This window comes from Myceligenerans crystallogenes (assembly GCF_039529775.1).
Classification (GTDB): Bacteria; Actinomycetota; Actinomycetes; order Actinomycetales; family Cellulomonadaceae; genus Myceligenerans; species Myceligenerans crystallogenes.
This window is the reverse complement of sequence record NZ_BAAANL010000003.1, coordinates 115,089-132,136: the sequence shown is the minus strand read 5'-3', so window position 1 is coordinate 132,136 and position 17,048 is coordinate 115,089. Positions and strand designations below refer to the sequence as shown.

Sequence of the window (17,048 nt, the reverse complement as noted above, 5' to 3'; positions counted from 1 at the left end):
GGCCGCTTCCTCGGACTCCGCTGCGGGCGGGAGCCTCGTTCCTCGGCTCCCACCCTGCGCTGCGTCCTCGTCAGCGGCCCTGGTTCGCGACCGCCGCGATCGCGTCCTTCGCGGCCTCCGGGTCGAGGTAGGTGCCGCCCGGGGTGGTGGGCCGGAAGTCCTCGTCGAGCTCGTAGTACAGCGGGATGCCCGTGGGGATGTTCAGGCCCGCGATGGCCTCGTCCGAGACGCCGTCGAGGTGCTTGACCAGGGCGCGGAGGCTGTTGCCGTGCGCCGCCACCAGCACCGTCCTCCCGTCCTTGAGGTCCGGGACGATCTCCGACTCCCAGTAAGGCAGCGCACGGTCGAGAACCTGCTTGAGGGCCTCAGTCCGGACCAGGGGGGCGCCCTCGTAGCGGGGGTCGGTGTCCTGGCTGTACTCCGAGCCGAGCTCGATCTCGGGCGGCGGCACGTCGTACGAGCGGCGCCAGGTCATGAACTGCTCCTCGCCGAACTCCGCGAGGGTCTCCTTCTTGTTCTTGCCCTGGAGCGCGCCGTAGTGGCGCTCGTTCAGGCGCCAGCTGCGCTTGACCGGGATCCAGTGCCGGTCCGCCGCGTCGAGCGCCAGGTTGGCGGTCATGATCGCGCGGCGCAGCAGCGAGGTGTGCACGACGTCGGGCGTCACGCCCGCCTCGGTCAGCAGCGCGCCGCCGCGCCGCGCCTCCTCGATGCCCTTCTCGGACAGCGGCACGTCCACCCAGCCGGTGAACAGGTTCTTGGCGTTCCACTCGCTCTCGCCGTGGCGGAGCAGGACAAGCTTGTAGGTCATGGGCCCCATCCTGCCGTGTCCGGGAGGCCGTGCCATCCGGTCCCGCTCCTTGGTCACGCGATGTTCACCGGTCCCGGGACCCCGCGGGAATCCGCGTGCCGCCTGCGTGCCGCCTCGTAGACCTGCAGCATCTCGCCCGCCGCGTGGTCCCAGCTGAAGCGCGCCGCCGACGCCCGCGCGGCGCGGGCCATCCGCGCCCGGCGCTGCTCGTCCGCGAGCAGGTCCGCCAGCGTGCGCGCCCAGCGGGCCGGGTCGTGGCCGGGAACCAGCGCACCCGACTCGCCGTCGGCCACCACCGTGCGCAGACCGCCGACGGCGGCGGCGACCACCGGCGTGCCCGACGCCAGTGCCTCCGCCGCCACCAGCCCGAACGACTCGTTGTGCGACGGGACCGCGACGAGGTCCGCCGCCCGGAACCAGCCCGCCAGCTCGTCCTGCGGCACGGCCGGGCGCACCAGGACGTCGTCGGACACGCCCTCCTGCCAGGCGAGCGCCTCGAGCTCGCGCACCGCGGTGCGCGTCCCGCTGGCCCCGCCGAGCACGACGAGCAGGGGACGACGCCGCCCGGCGGGCCAGGCGCTCAGGGCCCGCACGAGGACGTCGGGGCCCTTGAGCAGCTGGATGCGGCCGGCGAACAGCACGACGTCACGGCCGGCCGGCAGGCCGAGACGTTCCCGGAGCACCGCGCGGCCCCCGGCCGCCTCGGGCAGCGGGGAGAAGAGCTGCGTGTCGACCCCCGGCGGCACGACGTGGACGCGGGACCGCTCGGCGCCGTACCAGGAGGTCAGGTCGTCGGCCTCCTGCTCGGTGCTGGCGACGAGCGCGTCCGCCTCCGCGACCACCTGCTCCTCCCCCACGATCCGCACCATCGGCTCGGGGCGGTCGCCCGGGGCGAGGGCGGCGTTCTTCACGCGCGCCATGGTGTGCATGGAGTGCACGAGGGGGACGTCCCAGCGCTCCGTGGCGAGCCAGCCCACCTGGCCCGACAGCCAGTAGTGGGCGTGCACGACGTCGTACCAGTCCTCGGGGCGGTGCGCCTCGGCGCGCAGCACGCCCGCGGCGAACGCGCAGAGCTGACCCGGCAGGTCGTTCTTGTCCAGGCCCTCGAAGGGCCCGGCCGGGATGTGCACCACCTTGATGCCGGGTTCGGCGTCGACGGCCTTGGGCTGGGCCGACGACGTCGCGCGCGTGTAGATCTCGACCTCTGCCCCGCGGCGCACCAGCGCGCGGGAGAGCTCCAGGACGTAGACGTTCATCCCGCCGGCGTCCCCCGTGCCGGGCTGCTCCAGCGGCGAGGTGTGCACGGAGATCATCGCGACGCGCATCAGGCTTCCAGCACGCACGCGGGCGGGACGGGGAACGGGAGCCGCGCGGTGACCTCTCCCTTCCCGGTGGCGCGATCGATCCGGACGGAAAGGAGCTCCGCGGAGTTCTGCGCGGCGACGACGATCAGCTCGGCCGCGGGGTTCCCGGCGCTCCCGCCGGCGGAATCCGCGGCGGCGCCGGCCGCGTCACCGGCGACGACGTCACCGGCGCCCGGGTCACCGACGACGGCGTGGTGCCGCGGCCAGGCGCCCGCGCCCAGGGCGACGTCGCCGGTCCGGACCAGCGTCCAGCCGCTGTCCCCGGCGCGTTCGAGGCGCAGCACGGCCAGCACGTCCGGGCCGCGGACCCCGACGTGGACGTGCCGGCCGTCCGGGGAGAGCGTGAGGTGCGACGGGAAACCGGGCGCCGCGTCGGGTCCCCAGGTGGCCTCGGTGATCGGGAAGCTGTCCGCGTGCCGGTAGCGCGGCAGGTCCGACGGGCCGGGCTCGGGAAGCAGCAGGTGCAGTCGGCAGTCCAGCTCGCCGGCGACCAGGAGCGCGCCGCCGGGCAGTTCGACCAGGTGGCGCGGGCCCGTACCGGGCGGGAACGTGGCGGCGACGGCGGAGGTGCCCGCGTCCCCGGGGACGCCCGGCCGGTGGGCGCGCAGCTCGTCGGTGCCGAGGTCGGCGACCAGCACGACGTCCGACGCCGTCTCCGCCGACGGCTCGCCGGTGCCCGCTGCCCGGGACACCGGGTGGGCGAAGTGGGCGTGCGGGCCCTCCTGGCGCTCCAGGACCGGGCCGGCCCCGCGGTGCGCGTACGTGACGGGGGCCTCCGCGCCGAGCGCGCCGTCGTCGTCGACGGGCCAGGTCGAGGCGACGCCGTCCGAGTAGTTCGTGACCCACAGGCGGTCCGCCGTCGCGACGACGTGACACGGGTCGGATCCGCCGGAGCTCACCGTGCCGCGGCCGGCGATGTCGCTGCCGGGCATGTCGCCGCCGGAGAGGTCGAGCACGGTCAGCGAACCGACGCCGGTCTCGCCCACGGCGTACAGGCTGCGCCCGCCGGGGTGCACCGCGAGGAACGACGGCGACGGGAGCGCGACCACGCGCCGCGCGTCGCTCAGCGCGCCCGTGGCGGCGTCGACGGTTACCTGGAAGATGCCCTCACCGCTGCCCGGATCGGCACCGGGTCGAGGATAGGTGCCGATCCACAGCGAGCGGATGCGATGGCCTGGCTCCGAAGTCATGGAACCAGCCTAGGGCTGCTGCCGAGCGGGTCAGGCGTTGGCCTTCTCCCAGGCGGTGACGATCTCGGCGGCGATCCGGCCGCGGTCGCTCACCTTGTGACCCTGCTCACGGGCCCACTCGCGGATCGCCGCGGTGTTGTTGGTGGCGCGTGCGCGGCGCGACGCCGGGGCGGCCTTGGCGGCTTTCGCCTTGCGTGCCGCACCCACCCACGGAGCGATGGCGTTCCGCAGTTCCTCCGCGTGTTCCTTGCTCAGATCGATCTCGTAGCTCGTGCCGTCGAGACCGAAAGACACCGTCTCGTCGGCGACGCCGCCGTCGATGTCGTCCTCCAGTACCAGCTGAACCCTCTGGACCATTGTCCGCACGCCCTTTCAATCAACAAAATCTCTGGGTGTTGTTGAAAGCATGCCGCACCGGTGTGCGCATCGTCAAACAAAGGGGTCACGACCGTGATTTCGCACACACAGAAACTTCACCCGTGGTCAGGGTCGTCCGACGTGGCCTCGATTCCGGCGGAAGAATCTCGCGCCCCGGTTACGCGCCGCGAGAATTTTCGCTGGATACCACGCCGCCCGAAGCGGAATCCGCGACGCCCGCCGTAGAATCCGGAGCCCCTGACGGAGCACCGGCATCCATGCGCTCCAGCGCGAGACGTTCATCGCGGTCCGCGCGAAGGATCTTTCGCATCGCGAACCAGAACAGAACGCCTACACCGATCGAGGGCGCCAGGCCCGAGATCACCGCCACGAAGGTATCCACCACAGAATCCTCACAATCGAGTGTGCGTCACCGGCATGCGTCAGGCCTGGGGCTTGACGAGCGGGAACATGATCGTCTCGCGAATGCCGAGACCCGTGAGCGCCATCAGGAGCCGGTCGATCCCCATGCCCATTCCGCCGGCGGGCGGCATGGCGATCTCCATGGCGGTGAGGAAGTCCTCGTCGAGGCGCATCGCCTCGTCGTCGCCCGCCGCCGCGAGGGCGGCCTGGGCCGCGAAACGTTCCCGTTGCACCACCGGGTCGACGAGCTCGGAATATCCGGTCGCGAGCTCGAATCCCCGGACGTACAGATCCCACTTCTCGACCTGGCCGGGAATGCTCCGGTGGTCCCGGGTCAGCGGGGAAGTGTCGACCGGGAAGTCCCGCACGAATGTCGGGGCGGACAGGCCGTCACCCACATGGTGCTCCCAGAGTTCCTCGACGAGCTTTCCGTGCGTGGCCTTCTTCGGGTCGAGGGAGATCTCGGCCCGGTCGGCGAGCTTGGTCAGGTGTTCGACTCCCGTGGCGGGGGTGATCTCCTCACCGATCGCCTCCGACAGGGAGCCGTACATCGTGATCTTCGCCCATTCGCCGCCGAGGTCGTATTCGGTGCCGTCCGGGAGCGTCACGACCGTGGTTCCGAGCACGTCGTTCGCCGCGGTCTGGACGAGGTTCTGGGTGAGCGCGCCGATCGTGTCGTAATCGCCGTACGCCTCGTAGGCCTCGAGCATCGCGAACTCCGGGGAGTGCGAGGAGTCGGCCCCCTCGTTACGAAAGTTCCGGTTGATCTCGAAGACCTTCTCGACGCCGCCCACGACCGCCTTCTTGAGGAAGAGCTCGGGGGCGATCCGCAGGAAGAGTTCCATGTCGTACGCATTCATATGCGTCGAGAACGGACGTGCCGAGGCGCCCGAGGCGACCGCCTGCAGCATCGGCGTCTCCACCTCGAGGAAATCGCGGCGGTGGAAATTCTCCCGCAGGGAACGCACCACGCCGGCACGCATCCGCACCATGTCCCGGGCGGCGGGCCGCGCGATGAGGTCCACGTATCGCTGCCGGACGCGCGCCTCCTCGGAAAGGTCCTTGTGCAGCACGGGAAGCGGGCGCAGCGCCTTGGCGGCCATGCGCCATTCGTCGGCGAAGACGCTCAGTTCGCCGCGCCGCGAGGACCCGATGCGGCCGTGCACGAAGAGATGGTCGCCGAGATCGACGTCGCTCTTGAAATTCGTGAGCGCTTCCTCGCCGACGACGTTCTGGCTGAGCATCGCCTGCAGGCGATTGCCCTTGCCGTCCTGCAGCGTGACGAAACAGAGTTTGCCCGTGTTGCGCAGGAAGACGACGCGCCCGGCGACGCCGGCGACATCGTCCGTTTCCTCGCCTTGCGCCAGATCAGCGTACTTTTCCCGGATCTCTGCGATGCCGTGGGTGACGGGAAGATTCACCGGATAGGCCGCATCGCCGCGCGCGAGGATGCGCTCGCGCTTCTCGCGCCGGATCCGCGTCTGCTCGGGCAGGTCGTCGGTTTCGGGTGCGGTGTTCTCGGCGGGGGCTTCGGAAGTCACCCGGCGATTCTATCGGCGTGAAGCAGTGCGCCGAATCCATTTCGTCCCGACGCTGGATTTCGCCGGAGGCCGCCGGACCCCGGATTCACGAGGAACGCAGGTCCAGCGCGAGGTCGAGGATCGGGGCGCTGTGCGTCAGCGCACCGACGCTCAGGTGGTCGACGCCGGTCAGGGCGACCTCCCGGGCCCGGTCCAGGGTGAGATTTCCCGTGGCCTCGAGGTCGACGTGCGCGGGAACGCCGTCGCGGCCCTCGCGCTCGCGCACCGCGCGGACGGTCGCGGCCAGGACCGGGGTCGGCATGTTGTCCAGCAGCAGGAAGTCGGCGCCGGCGCCCAGCGCCTCGATCGCCTGCTCGGTGGTGTCCGCCTCGACCTGGATGCTCACGTCCGGGAAGGTGGCGCGCACCGCCGCGATCGCCCCGGCCACGGAGCCCGCGGCCACGACGTGGTTGTCCTTCACCATCGCGACGTCGTACAGGCCCATCCGCTTGTTCGTGCCGCCGCCCGCCCGCACGGCGTACTTCTCCAGGGCACGCAGCCCCGGTGTGGTCTTGCGCGTGTCCAGCACGGTCGCGCCCGTGCCCGCCAGCTCGCGCGCGAACGCCCGCGTGGCGGTCGCCACGCCGGAGGCCCGCGAGGCGAGGTTCAGCAGCGTGCGCTCGGCGGTGAGCAGCACCTGCACCGGCCCGGTGATCGTGGCCAGCACCTGCCCGCGCTCGACGTCGTCCCCGTCCTGCGCGACATACGTCACCTGCGGCGCGTCCAGCCCGAACCGGTCCGCGACCTGCGACAGCGTCTCCTGGGCGACGACGAGCCCCGCCACCGTCCCGCTCTGCCGCGCCACCAGATCGGCGGCGCCGACGGCGTCGGCCGGAACGGTCGCCTGCGTGGTGACGTCCCGCCCGGGCGCGGCCCCGAGATCCTCGTCGAGTGCGACGGCGACCGTCCGCGCGATCCACCCGGGGTCCAGCCCCGGCTCGACGACGGACGGCTGGCGTTCTGTTTCGCTCACGCCCACAACCTAATCGACGGAGCCGAAGCCGCCGCCACCCGGGGTCTCGACGACCAGGACGTCGCCCGGGCCCAGCTCCACGAAGTCGCGGCCCGCGAGCGGTTCGGGAGGCGGGCCCGATGCCGCGCGGCGCACGCTGTTGCGGCCGAGGGCGCCCGGGGCGCCGCCCGCCATGCCGTACGGCGCGACGACGCGGTGGCTGGTCAGGAGGCTGGCCGTCATCGGCTCGCGGAACTCCAGTTCGCGCACGACGCCGTCGCCGCCGCGCCGGCGGCCGGCGCCGCCCGAACCCTCGCGGATCGCGAAGTTCCTGACGATGACGGGAAAACGGGTCTCCAGGACCTCGGGGTCGGTGAGGCGGGAGTTGGTCATGTGGGTCTGGACCGCCGGCGCGCCGTCGAAGCCGTCGCCCGCGCCCGAGCCGGAGGCGATCGTCTCGTAGTACTGGTGGCGCGCGTTGCCGAAGGTCAGGTTGTTCATCGTGCCGGAGCCCTCGGCCTGCACGCCGAGCGCCGCGTAGAGCGCGCCGGTGATCGCCTGGCTGGTCTCCACGTTGCCCGCGACGACGGCGGCCGGGTACGCCGGCGACAGCATCGTGCCCGGCGGGATCACGATGTCGAGCGGGCGCAGGCAGCCGTCGTTGAGCGGGATGTCGTCGGCGACCAGGGTGCGGAAGACGTACAGCACGGCCGCCGTGACGACGGCGCTGGGGGCGTTGAAGTTGCCGTCGAGCTGCGGCGACGTGCCCGTGAAGTCGACCGTGGCGCGCCGGGCGTCCCGGTCCACCGTGACGCGGACGGCGATCGTGTCGCCCGAGTCCGTGCGGTACTCCGTGGCGCCGTCGTCCAGGCGGTCGATGACGCGCCGCACGGCCTCCGCGGCGCCGTCCTGCACGTGCCGCATGTACGCCTGCACGACGTCGAGCCCGAAGTGCTCCACCATCGCGGCGATCTCCTCGACGCCGCGGGTGTTGGCGGCGACCTGCGCGCGGAGGTCGGCGAGGTTGGTGTCCGGGTCGCGGGACGGATGGCGGGCCGAGGTGAGGAGCTCGCGGGTCTCGGCCTCGCGCATCCGGCCGCCCGAGACGAGCAGCCAGTTGTCGAACAGGACGCCCTCCTCGTCGATGTTCCGGCTGGTCGCGGGCATGGAGCCGGGGGCGATGCCGCCGATCTCGGCGTGGTGCCCGCGGGAGGCGACGTAGAAGAGGATGCGGGCGGCGTCGTCGAACACGGGCGTGATGACCGTGACGTCCGGGAGATGGGTGCCGCCGTGGAACGGGTCGTTGACGGCGTACGTGTCGCCGGGGCGCATCGCGCCGGCGCGGCGCGCGATGACCTCCTTGACGGACGTGCCCATCGAGCCGAGGTGCACCGGGATGTGCGGCGCGTTGGCAACGAGGTTGCCGTCCGGGTCGAAGAGCGCGCAGGAGAAGTCGAGGCGCTCCTTGATGTTGACCGACTGCGACGTCGCCTCCAGGCGGGCGCCCATCTGCTCCGCGATGGACATGAAGAGGCTGTTGAAGATCTCCAGCATGACGGGGTCGGCGGCGTCGGCGGAGATCCGGGCGTCGGGGCGCGGGGTGGTGCGGGTGACGGTGAGGTGGCCGTGGTGCGTGGCCTCGGCGGTCCAGCCGGGTTCGACGACGGTGGTGGCGTTGGCCTCGGCGATGATCGCAGGGCCGACGACGACGTCGCCGGGTGCCATCGCCTCCCGCTGCCGCAGCACCCCGTCGGCCCAGCGCCCCCCGGCGAAGAGGGAAATCGTCGCGGGTTCGTGGTCGGTCGTCCGCGGCAGGATCGGCCGCTCGGGCGACCGATCTTGCGACAGCTGACCGACCACCGCGTCACCGGCCCCGGACGGGGCCACCGCCTCCACGGCGACCGCCTCGGCGGTGAGGGGGCGGTCCAGGAGGAAGGAGTAGACGGAGCGGTGGGCCGCCTCGAACTCGGCGGTCATCTCCGCCGGGTCCGCGAGCCGCACCGGGACGACGGTGTCGGTGCCCTCGTACCGCAGGTGCACCTTGCGCGAGACGACGACGCCGCTCGCGTCGTGGCCAGGGGCGTCGCTCCCGCCGGAGATCCCCTGGGCGGCGAGCTCGGCCCGGGCCGCGGACTCCAGCGCGCCGGCGGCTTCCCGCAGCCGGGCCGCACTGTCCGCGGCGGCCAGCGGGAGCTCCACCGACTGCTCGCGCATGACCGTCGTGTCCGCCAGGCCGATGCCCAGCGCCGAGAGCACGCCCGCCATCGGGGGGACCAGCACCGTGTCGATCCCCAGTGCGTCCGCGACCGCGCAGGCGTGCTGCCCGCCCGCGCCGCCGAACGTCGTCAGGGCGTAGCGGGTCACGTCGTGGCCCTTGCGGACGGTGATCTTCTTGACGGCGCCGGCCATGCTGGCGACCGCCACGGCCAGGAATCCCTCGGCGACCTGCTCGGGGGTACGGCCGTCGCCGATCTCGGCCGCGAGCGCCGCGAACTTCCGGGCCACGACGTCGGTGTCGAGCGGCTGGTCGCCGTCGGCCCCGAACACGGCCGGGAAGTGCTCGGCGCGGATGCGCCCGAGCAGGAGGTTGGCGTCGGTGACGGTGAGGGGACCGCCGCGGCGGTAGCAGGCGGGGCCGGGGACGGCGCCGGCGGACTCCGGGCCGACGCGGTACCGCGTGCCGTCGAAGTGCAGGATCGAGCCGCCGCCCGCGGCGACGGTGTGGATGTCGAGCATCGGGGCGCGCAGCCGGACGCCGGCGACCTGGTTGTCGAAGACACGTTCCAGCTCGCCCGCGTAGTGGGAGACGTCGGTGGAGGTGCCGCCCATGTCGAACCCGATGACGCGGTCGAACCCGGCGAGCGCCGACATCCGCACCATGCCGACGATCCCGCCCGCGGGCCCGGAGAGGATGGCGTCCTTGCCGCGGAACCGGTGCGCCTCGGTGAGCCCGCCGTTGGACTGCATGAACTGCAGCGGGACGCCGGTGAGCCGGTCCGCGACGCGGTCGACGTACCGCCGCAGCACGGGCGACAGGTAGGCGTCGACGACGGTGGTGTCCCCCCGCGGCACGAGCTTCATCAGCGGGCTGACCTCGGCGGACCGCGACACCTGCGGGAACCCGATCTGCTCGGCGAGATCGGCGACGAGGTTCTCGTGCCCGGGATGCAGGTGCGAATGCATCGCGACGACGGCGACCGCCCTGAACCCGTCGTCGTACGCGCTACGCAGGTCCTGTTCCACGGCCTCCAGGTCCGGCGCGCGAAGCACCTCCCCCTCGGCGGTCACCCGCTCGCCGACCTCGATCACGCGCGTGTACAGCGGCTCGGGCAGCACGATGTGCCGGTCGAAGATCCGGGGCCGGTTCTGGTAGGCGATCCGCAGCGCGTCCCGGAACCCCTGGGTGACCACGAGCACGGTCGGCTCCCCCGTGCGCTCCAGCAGCGCGTTGGTCGCGACGGTCGTCCCCATCCGCACGGCCCGGATCCTGTCCGACGACGCCCGCGGGGCACCATCACCCTCGGCCGGCCGGGCGCCGTCGGCCCCCGTCGTCGCGCCCGCGTACTCCCGCAGGATCCGCTCGATCCCGGCCACGGCGGCGTCGTCGTACCGCTCCGGATCCTCGGACAGCAGCTTGTGCGAGCTCAGCGCCCCCTCGGGGTGCCGCGCCACGATGTCGGTGAAGGTCCCGCCGCGATCGATCCAGAACTCCCAGGTCATCCGCTGATCGTAGGCGCCGCGCGACGCCGTCGCCGGTACGGCGCCGATATCGACGCCGAGGATCGCGAGGTCGATATCGACGTCGTGGGCGAACGCGTGGACGGGCCGCCGCGCGGGGGTCAGCGGACGCGCAGGGCGCCGTCGTCGGACAGGCTGATCAGGACGCGGCGCCTCCAGTCCGGGTCCGGTGCGGGGTGGTCGGCGCGGAAGTGGCCGCCGCGGGATTCCGTGCGGAGCCAGGCCGCGCGGGTCAGTGCGCGGGCGACCTGGTAGAGGTTCGTCGTCTCCCATTCGGCGGCCTGGGGGGCGGCGATCACGTCGGCGGCGCGGTGGGCGTCCGCGCGGATCGCGGAGAGCTTCTCGTCGGTGCGGGTCAGGGATTTCGCGGTGCGGATCACGCCGGTGCCGTGGGACATCGCCTTCTGGATCTTGCTGCGCGACGTGGCGGCGATCAGCGCCTGCCCGCCGGGCCGCCCGGCGGGTTCCGGGACGTCGCGGAACTCTCCCGCGGCGTACCGGCCGGCGACGTCGCGCGCCGCGCGGTACGCGAACACGAGCCCTTCCAGCAGGGAGTTCGACGCGAGCCGGTTCGCCCCGTGCACGCCCGTGCACGCGACCTCGCCGACCGCGTACAGGCCCGGCACGTTGGTGCGCCCGGCCAGGTCGGTGACGACGCCGCCCGAGTGGTAGTGCTGCGCGGGCGCGACCGGCACCGGCTCCTCGGACCAGTCGATGCCCAGCTCGCCGAGCCGTTTCGTGATGGTCGGGAACCGCTCGCCGAGGAACCCCCGGCCGAGGTGCCGCACGTCCAGCAGCACGTTGTCGGCCGACGTGGCCGCCATCTGCCGCACGATCGCGTGCGCGACGACGTCCCGGGGCGCGAGCTCGGCCATCTCGTGCACGCCCGGCATGAAGCGGTGCCCGTCGACGTCCAGCAGCAGCGCCCCCTCCCCGCGCACGGCCTCGCTGATCAGCGGCAGCTGCCCCTTCGCCCCGGACCCCAGCCACAGCACCGTCGGGTGGAACTGCACGAACTCCAGGTCGCCGACGACGGCGCCCGCCCGCAACGCGGCCGCGATCCCGTCCCCGGTCGCCCCGGCGGGATTCGTCGAGGACCGGAACACCTGCCCGATCCCCCCGGTCGCCAGGATCACGACGGGCGCCAGCACGGCCCCCACCCCGTCCCGGGAACCCTCGCCCCGCACGTGCAACGTCACTCCGGCGACGGGTCGCGCGTCCGCCGAGGACACGGCCCCGCGGCCGAGGGCACCACCTCGCGCCTCGGCCGAGGCCGGCGTGCCCGTGAGGATGTCCAGCACCAGGGCGTGCTCGATGATCTCGATGCCCGGGTCGTTGCGGACCGCCTCGATCTGGGCGACCAGGGCACGCGAGATCTCCGCGCCCGTCGCGTCGCCGCCCGCGTGCGCGATCCGGTCGGCGCGGTGGCCGCCCTCGCGGGTCAGGGCGATGCCGCCGGCGGCGTCGGCGTCGAACACCGCGCCGCGCGCCACCAGCTCGCGGACGCGCTCCGGGCCCTCCGTGACCAGCACGCCCGCGGCCTCGGGATCGGAGAGCCCGCCGCCCGCGCCGAGCGTGTCCTGCAGATGCGCCTCCGGCGTGTCCGACGGGTGCAGCGCCGCCGCGATCCCGCCCTGCGCCCACACCGTGGACCCGCTGGACAGCTCGCCCTTGGTCACGAGCAGCACCCGCGGCACGCGCGTGCGCAGTTCGAGCGCCGCCGTCAGCCCGGCGATCCCGGAGCCGACGACGACGGCGTCCACGCGCGTGCTCCAGCCGGGCTCCGGTGCTGCCAGGGCACGAGCGAGCCGTGCCGGGGGAAGGCTCACCGCTCGTCGACCGACATCCGGCCGGCGGCCGTCCGCACCAGCCCGGCCTGCTGGTACGGCTCGATCGGCAGGCCGCTCTCGGTGAGCCCGTAGCCGTCCGGCACGAGCCCCGGCTCGTCGCTCTGCTCCACGATCCGGTTGTGCTCGTCGACGAAGGCGACGCGCGGCAGGAAGGTGCGCGCGTCGGCGTCGGACATCATGCCGTAGGCGATGAGGATGACCATGTCGCCCGGCTTCACCAGGTGCGCGGCCGCGCCGTTGATGCAGATCTGCCCGGAACCGGGCTCACCGGGGATCACGTAGGTGCTCAGGCGCGCCCCGTTGGTCACGTCGACGACGTCGACCTGCTGCCCGGGAACGAGGTCGACCGCGTCGAGCAGGTCGGAGTCCACGGTGATGGATCCCACATAGTGCAGATCCGCCTGGGTGACGGTGGCGCGGTGGATCTTGGAGATCATCATGGGCCGCTGCAGCGACGCCGGGCGGCGTACGGGCGCGCGGTGGGGGGTGTGGTTCACGGTTCCAGCCTCCTGGGACGGCGCCGCCGACCTCCAGAATCACTCACGTGACCTGCGGCGACACCTCAACAACGTGGTTGTCGATCAGTCTTGTCGCGCCCACCCGCGCGGCTACCAGGAGGAGCGCGGGTCCCTCGAACTCATCGGGCACATGTTCCACCGTAAACGGATCCACGAGGGCCAGGTAATCCACGACGACGCCGTCGGCGTCGTTCAGGACGTCCGACGCCGCCCGGCGCACCGCCGCCGCGCCGCCCGCCCCCGCCTCGGCCCCCGCCCGCAGCGCCCGGGACAGCGCCAGCGCACGTTCCCGCTCCTCCGGGGACAGATAGGCGTTCCGGGACGACTTCGCCAGGCCGTCCTCGTCACGGACCGTCTCCACGCCCAGGATCTCCACGTCCAGGTCCAGATCGGCGGCCATCCGGCGCACCGCCAGCAGCTGCTGCGCATCCTTCCGGCCGAACAGGGCCACGTCCGGCCGCACCAGGTGCAGCAGCTTCAGCACGACGGTCAGCACGCCGTCCATGTGCCCCGGGCGGAACTCGCCCTCCAGCACCTCGCCGATCCGGCCCGCCGACACCCGCACGATCGGGTCGCCACCCGGGTAGACGACGTCCGGGCCCGGGGCGAACACCAGGTCGGCACCCACGGTCGCCAGCTTCGCGACGTCGCCGTCCAGGTCACGCGGGTACTTCTCCAGGTCCTCGCCCGCGCCGAACTGCAGCGGGTTCACGAAGATCGTCACGACCACCTGGCCGCTGGGACCTGCCTCGTCGCGTGCCCGGCGGACCAGCTCAAGATGTCCCTCGTGCAGCGCGCCCATCGTCATCACGACGGCACGCCGCGCCGGCGCGCCGCCGGACAGGCTGCCCATCGGTGCGGACATCGTCCACCGCACCAGCGCCTCACGCAGGTCCTCCCGCGTCCGGACGACGGCGGGAGGTGCGGCCACCGCGGCGTGTTCCTCCAGTACGTCGCTGCTGCCGAGGGTCCCGCCCTCGACGGTGCGGCTCTCAGTGGCCACGCTCTGCGGCGCCACGCCCGCGGAGGTCGCACTTTCGGGTGTCACACCCTCAGGCGTCGCGCCCTCGGAGGCTCCACCCGCGGCGGCCCCGCCCTCGGAAGTCGTGTTCATCAGTGGTCACTCCTCGTATCCATGTCCGCGCTCCTCGGACTCCGCTCCGGGCGAGGGCCTCGTACCTCGGCCCTCACCCGCCGCTCGCCCTTCGTTGCGCGGAAGCGCGGGCACGTTCCAGCACGTCGAGCAGGGCGCTCGCGGCGTCGTCCCCGATGCGGTGGCTCGCGAGCGCGCGGCGCGTCGCGCCGCTCGCGAGGGCGGTGTAGGCGGCCGGGACGTCGGTCGCGCCGGTGCGCGCCGCCAGGTCCGCCAGGACGCCGAGATGGCGCTCGACCGTGCCGACGTCGCCCCGCGACACCGGGCCGGTGAGCGCCGTGATCGCGCCGGGGCCGTCGCCGACGACGTCGGCCGCCCGCGTCGACGACTCCAGCGCGGCGCCGAGCAGCGGCGCGAGCACCCGGCCCGGCGTCGCGATCCCCGCCTCCCGCAGCGCCTGCGCCGCCTGCGCGACCAGCACGACCAGGTGATTCGCGCCGTGCGCCAGGGCGGCGTGGTAGAGCCCGCGCGCCTCCTCCGGCACGACCACCGGCTCGCCGCCGATCTCCACCACGAGCGCCTGCCCGATGGGCTGCACGGCGGCGGGACCGGTCACCGCGAACGTGCAGCCGGTCAGCCGCGCCAGGTCGAGCGAGGTGCCCGTGAACGTCATCGCGGGATGGATCGCCAGCGGGATCGCGCCCGCGAGCCGGGCGGGCTCCAGCACGGCCGCGCCGGCCGCGCCGGACGTGTGCACCACGAGCTGGCCGGTCTGCCAGGCGCCCGTGTCGCCGAGGCCCGCGACCAGCGGCGCGAGGGCGTCGTCGGGCACGGCGAGCAGCACCAGCTCGGCGCGCTCCACCACCTGCGGCACCTCGAGCACGGGCACGCCGGGCAGCATCGTCGCGATGCGCTCGCGCGACTCCTCGGACACGCCGCTCGCGCCGACGACGGTGTGACCCGCCGCCCGCAGCGCGCTGCCCAGCACGGCCCCGACGCGCCCGGCGCCGACGACGCCGACCCCGAGCCGGCCGGGCCGCGCCGCCGGATCAGTGCTCATGCCGACCTTCCTCGCGCCGTCAGTGCTCATGCTCACCGTCCTCCATCCACCTCTCGGGTCCCGCGTGGGCGCGGGCCGTGCGGGCGCGGGCGGCCTGCTCGCCGAGCAGCGCCGCGGCGTCCGCCGCGCGCAGATGACTGACCTGCGGGGAGACCGGCCCCGGCGTGGAGTGCACCTCGAACGAGGTGAGCCCCAGCCGCCGCTGCAGCGGCCCCGACGCGATCCGCAGGGACTGCGTCCGCTCGTGCGGCACCACGTTCAGGATGCGGTACAGGCGCCCGCCGCGCAGCAACAGCGCCCGGCCGGTCACCGCGAAGCCCTGCCGGCGCCAGCCGACCGGATCGACCCAGCGTGCGCTGCGCGGGCTGCCGACGAACCGGCCCGTGCGGCGCGAGTCGCCCGACAGGCCGTCGTCGAGCACCGCGCGCGGGTCCTCCACGCCGAGGTCCGGCAGGACGAGCGACAGCACCGTCAGCGCCTCGTCGCGCGTGCCGACCGGCAGCAGGACGTTGGTGGTCTCCGCGTTCGAGTCGCCCCCGTAGCCCGCGACGTTCACCTGGACCCGCCACCAGTCCGGCCCGCGCCACAGCAGGCCCTGCGTCAGCGACACCGCCTGCACCCGCCCCGGCGGGATGGTCTGCGCCCGCGTCTCCAGCAGGCCGTGCCGCAGCCGGATCCCGTCGGCGCTGATCGCCACCCGGAACGCGAACTCCGTGGAGAACCGGTTGAACAGGTACCCGCCGATACCGATGATCGGCGCGATCACCGTGAACACGATCTGCGGCCGTCCGGTGACGATCATCGTGACGATCAGGCCGATCGTGAACAGCGCGAAGCCGATCGAGACGCCGTTCCGCAGCAGCGAGGCGATCAGCCGCCCGGGCTGGACCTCCAGGACCGGTCGCTCGGGAGCCTCGACCAGCAGCGGCCCGTCGGCGGGCGACGTCGTCGTCCCTTCGGGGGTGCCGCCGGGGGCCGGCGCCGCGCCGCCGGCGTCCGGCGGCGGGACGACGCCGCTGGTCGAGGCCGGGGTTCCCTTGAGGCCCGCGGCACGCGCCAGGAGCTCGTTGCGCAGCGCGGCGGCGTCGGCGTCGCGCAGGTAGCCGATCGTGACGCCCGAGTCCGACCCGCCCGCCACCTCGAGCTTGAGCTCGCACAGCCCGAACAACCGCGCGACGAGCGGCTGCCGCACGTCCACCGCCTGCAGCCGGTCGAGGCGGGCGTGCCGCTGCTGCTTGAACAGGATGCCGCGGCGCAGGTGCACCGTCTCCTCGCCGACCGCGAACGTCGTCATGCGCCAGGCGAGCGCGGCGTAGCCGAACCCGGCGAGCGCGACCAGGACCAGGCCGAGCGGGACCGTCCACCAGAAATCGCTGGTGAGCAGGCCGATCAGCCCGCGGTCCTCACCCGGCCCGCCGTCCAGCGTCTGCTGGCCCACGATGAAGATCGCGCCACCCAGCACCGCCCAGCCCCGCACCATGGGCGTGACGGGGTGCACGCGGCGCCAGCTGAGGGAATCGGTGCTGTCCGGCACGCTCTCCGGCGCGGCGTCGTCCAACCCGATGCCGTCGGGCTTGGTCTCGTCCGGCCTGACGTCGTCCGGCACGGCTCCCGGGCCGTTCACAGCCCCGCCAGCCTGGCCTCACCGCGGGAGGCCAGACGATCGCGTAGGCGCGCCGCCTCCTGCGGCCGGAGGCCGGGGATCTGGGCGTCCGTGCCCGGCGACGCCGTGTGCAGCTGCACCGTGGCGAGCCCGAGCCGCCGGTCGAGCGGGCCGGCCTCGACGTCGACGTACTGCATGCGGCCGTACGGCACCACCGTGAGCGACACGAACATGATGCCCTTGCGGATCAGCAGGTCGTCCTCGCGCTCGGCGTAGCCGATCGCCCGGACCTGGCGCGGCACGAGGAGCGCCGTCCACACCCACAGCACCGCCGCCGTCCCGGCGAGCAGCCAGAACCACCGCCCCACGGTCAGCGCCAGGACCACTCCGGCGACGACTGGCACCGCGAACGTGATCGACGCGGGGATGAGGCGCGCGGCCGTCAGGCGGGGCGACACGCGGCTCCAGGTCACATCGTGCGGGTCGAACGGGCTGGTCATGTCGCCATCCTC

At 73.4% G+C, this 17,048-nt stretch carries 14 protein-coding genes; all 14 read right to left on the bottom strand.

Annotation, left to right across the window (positions count from 1 at the left end):
- Window positions 1-70 precede the first annotated feature (70 nt).
- Window positions 71-808, bottom strand: coding sequence for a phosphoglyceromutase (locus ABD208_RS08245; RefSeq protein ID WP_344101450.1), 738 nt, complete (start codon window positions 806-808; stop codon window positions 71-73).
- 53 nt (window positions 809-861) lie between these two features.
- On the bottom strand, window positions 862-2,133 hold the full coding sequence (gene mshA / locus ABD208_RS08240; RefSeq protein ID WP_344101448.1) for a D-inositol-3-phosphate glycosyltransferase: 1,272 nt from the start codon (window positions 2,131-2,133) through the stop codon (window positions 862-864).
- A complete protein-coding gene (locus ABD208_RS08235) occupies window positions 2,133-3,362 on the bottom strand; it encodes a lactonase family protein (RefSeq protein WP_344101446.1) in 1,230 nt (409 codons plus the stop codon). The genes mshA and ABD208_RS08235 overlap by 1 nt, the downstream gene beginning before the upstream one ends.
- Before the next feature lie 30 nt (window positions 3,363-3,392).
- Window positions 3,393-3,719, bottom strand: a complete 327-nt coding sequence (locus ABD208_RS08230) for a histone-like nucleoid-structuring protein Lsr2 (protein ID WP_344101444.1) — start codon at window positions 3,717-3,719, stop codon at window positions 3,393-3,395.
- Window positions 3,720-3,897: 178 nt separating this feature from the next.
- Window positions 3,898-4,122 (bottom strand): hypothetical protein, encoded by a 225-nt coding sequence (locus ABD208_RS08225; protein ID WP_344101442.1) that lies wholly within the window; start codon window positions 4,120-4,122, stop codon window positions 3,898-3,900.
- Between the two features lie 40 nt (window positions 4,123-4,162).
- Window positions 4,163-5,683 (bottom strand): lysine--tRNA ligase, encoded by a 1,521-nt coding sequence (gene lysS, locus ABD208_RS08220; RefSeq protein WP_344101440.1) that lies wholly within the window; start codon window positions 5,681-5,683, stop codon window positions 4,163-4,165.
- Window positions 5,684-5,768: 85 nt separating this feature from the next.
- Window positions 5,769-6,695, bottom strand: a complete 927-nt coding sequence (gene nadC / locus ABD208_RS08215; RefSeq protein ID WP_344101438.1) for a carboxylating nicotinate-nucleotide diphosphorylase — start codon at window positions 6,693-6,695, stop codon at window positions 5,769-5,771.
- 9 nt (window positions 6,696-6,704) lie between these two features.
- A complete protein-coding gene (locus ABD208_RS08210) occupies window positions 6,705-10,394 on the bottom strand; it encodes a hydantoinase B/oxoprolinase family protein (RefSeq protein WP_344101436.1) in 3,690 nt (1,229 codons plus the stop codon).
- A gap of 119 nt (window positions 10,395-10,513) precedes the next feature.
- Window positions 10,514-12,241, bottom strand: a complete 1,728-nt coding sequence (locus ABD208_RS08205) for an L-aspartate oxidase (protein ID WP_344101434.1) — start codon at window positions 12,239-12,241, stop codon at window positions 10,514-10,516.
- Window positions 12,238-12,702 carry an aspartate 1-decarboxylase gene (gene panD / locus ABD208_RS08200; RefSeq protein ID WP_344102272.1) on the bottom strand — a complete coding sequence of 155 codons (465 nt, stop codon included), beginning with the start codon at window positions 12,700-12,702 and terminating at the stop codon, window positions 12,238-12,240. Before panD ends, ABD208_RS08205 begins: the two co-directional genes overlap by 4 nt.
- Window positions 12,703-12,802: 100 nt before the next feature.
- Complete coding sequence (panC, locus tag ABD208_RS08195) at window positions 12,803-13,894, bottom strand: pantoate--beta-alanine ligase (protein ID WP_425561083.1); 1,092 nt, start codon at window positions 13,892-13,894, stop codon at window positions 12,803-12,805.
- Between the two features lie 73 nt (window positions 13,895-13,967).
- Complete coding sequence (locus tag ABD208_RS08190; protein ID WP_344101432.1) at window positions 13,968-14,933, bottom strand: Rossmann-like and DUF2520 domain-containing protein; 966 nt, start codon at window positions 14,931-14,933, stop codon at window positions 13,968-13,970.
- Window positions 14,934-14,952: 19 nt separating this feature from the next.
- Window positions 14,953-16,557 carry a PH domain-containing protein gene (locus ABD208_RS08185; protein WP_344101430.1) on the bottom strand — a complete coding sequence of 535 codons (1,605 nt, stop codon included), beginning with the start codon at window positions 16,555-16,557 and terminating at the stop codon, window positions 14,953-14,955.
- Complete coding sequence (locus ABD208_RS08180) at window positions 16,554-17,036, bottom strand: PH domain-containing protein (RefSeq protein WP_344101428.1); 483 nt, start codon at window positions 17,034-17,036, stop codon at window positions 16,554-16,556. The genes ABD208_RS08185 and ABD208_RS08180 overlap by 4 nt, the downstream gene beginning before the upstream one ends.
- Window positions 17,037-17,048 lie beyond the last annotated feature (12 nt).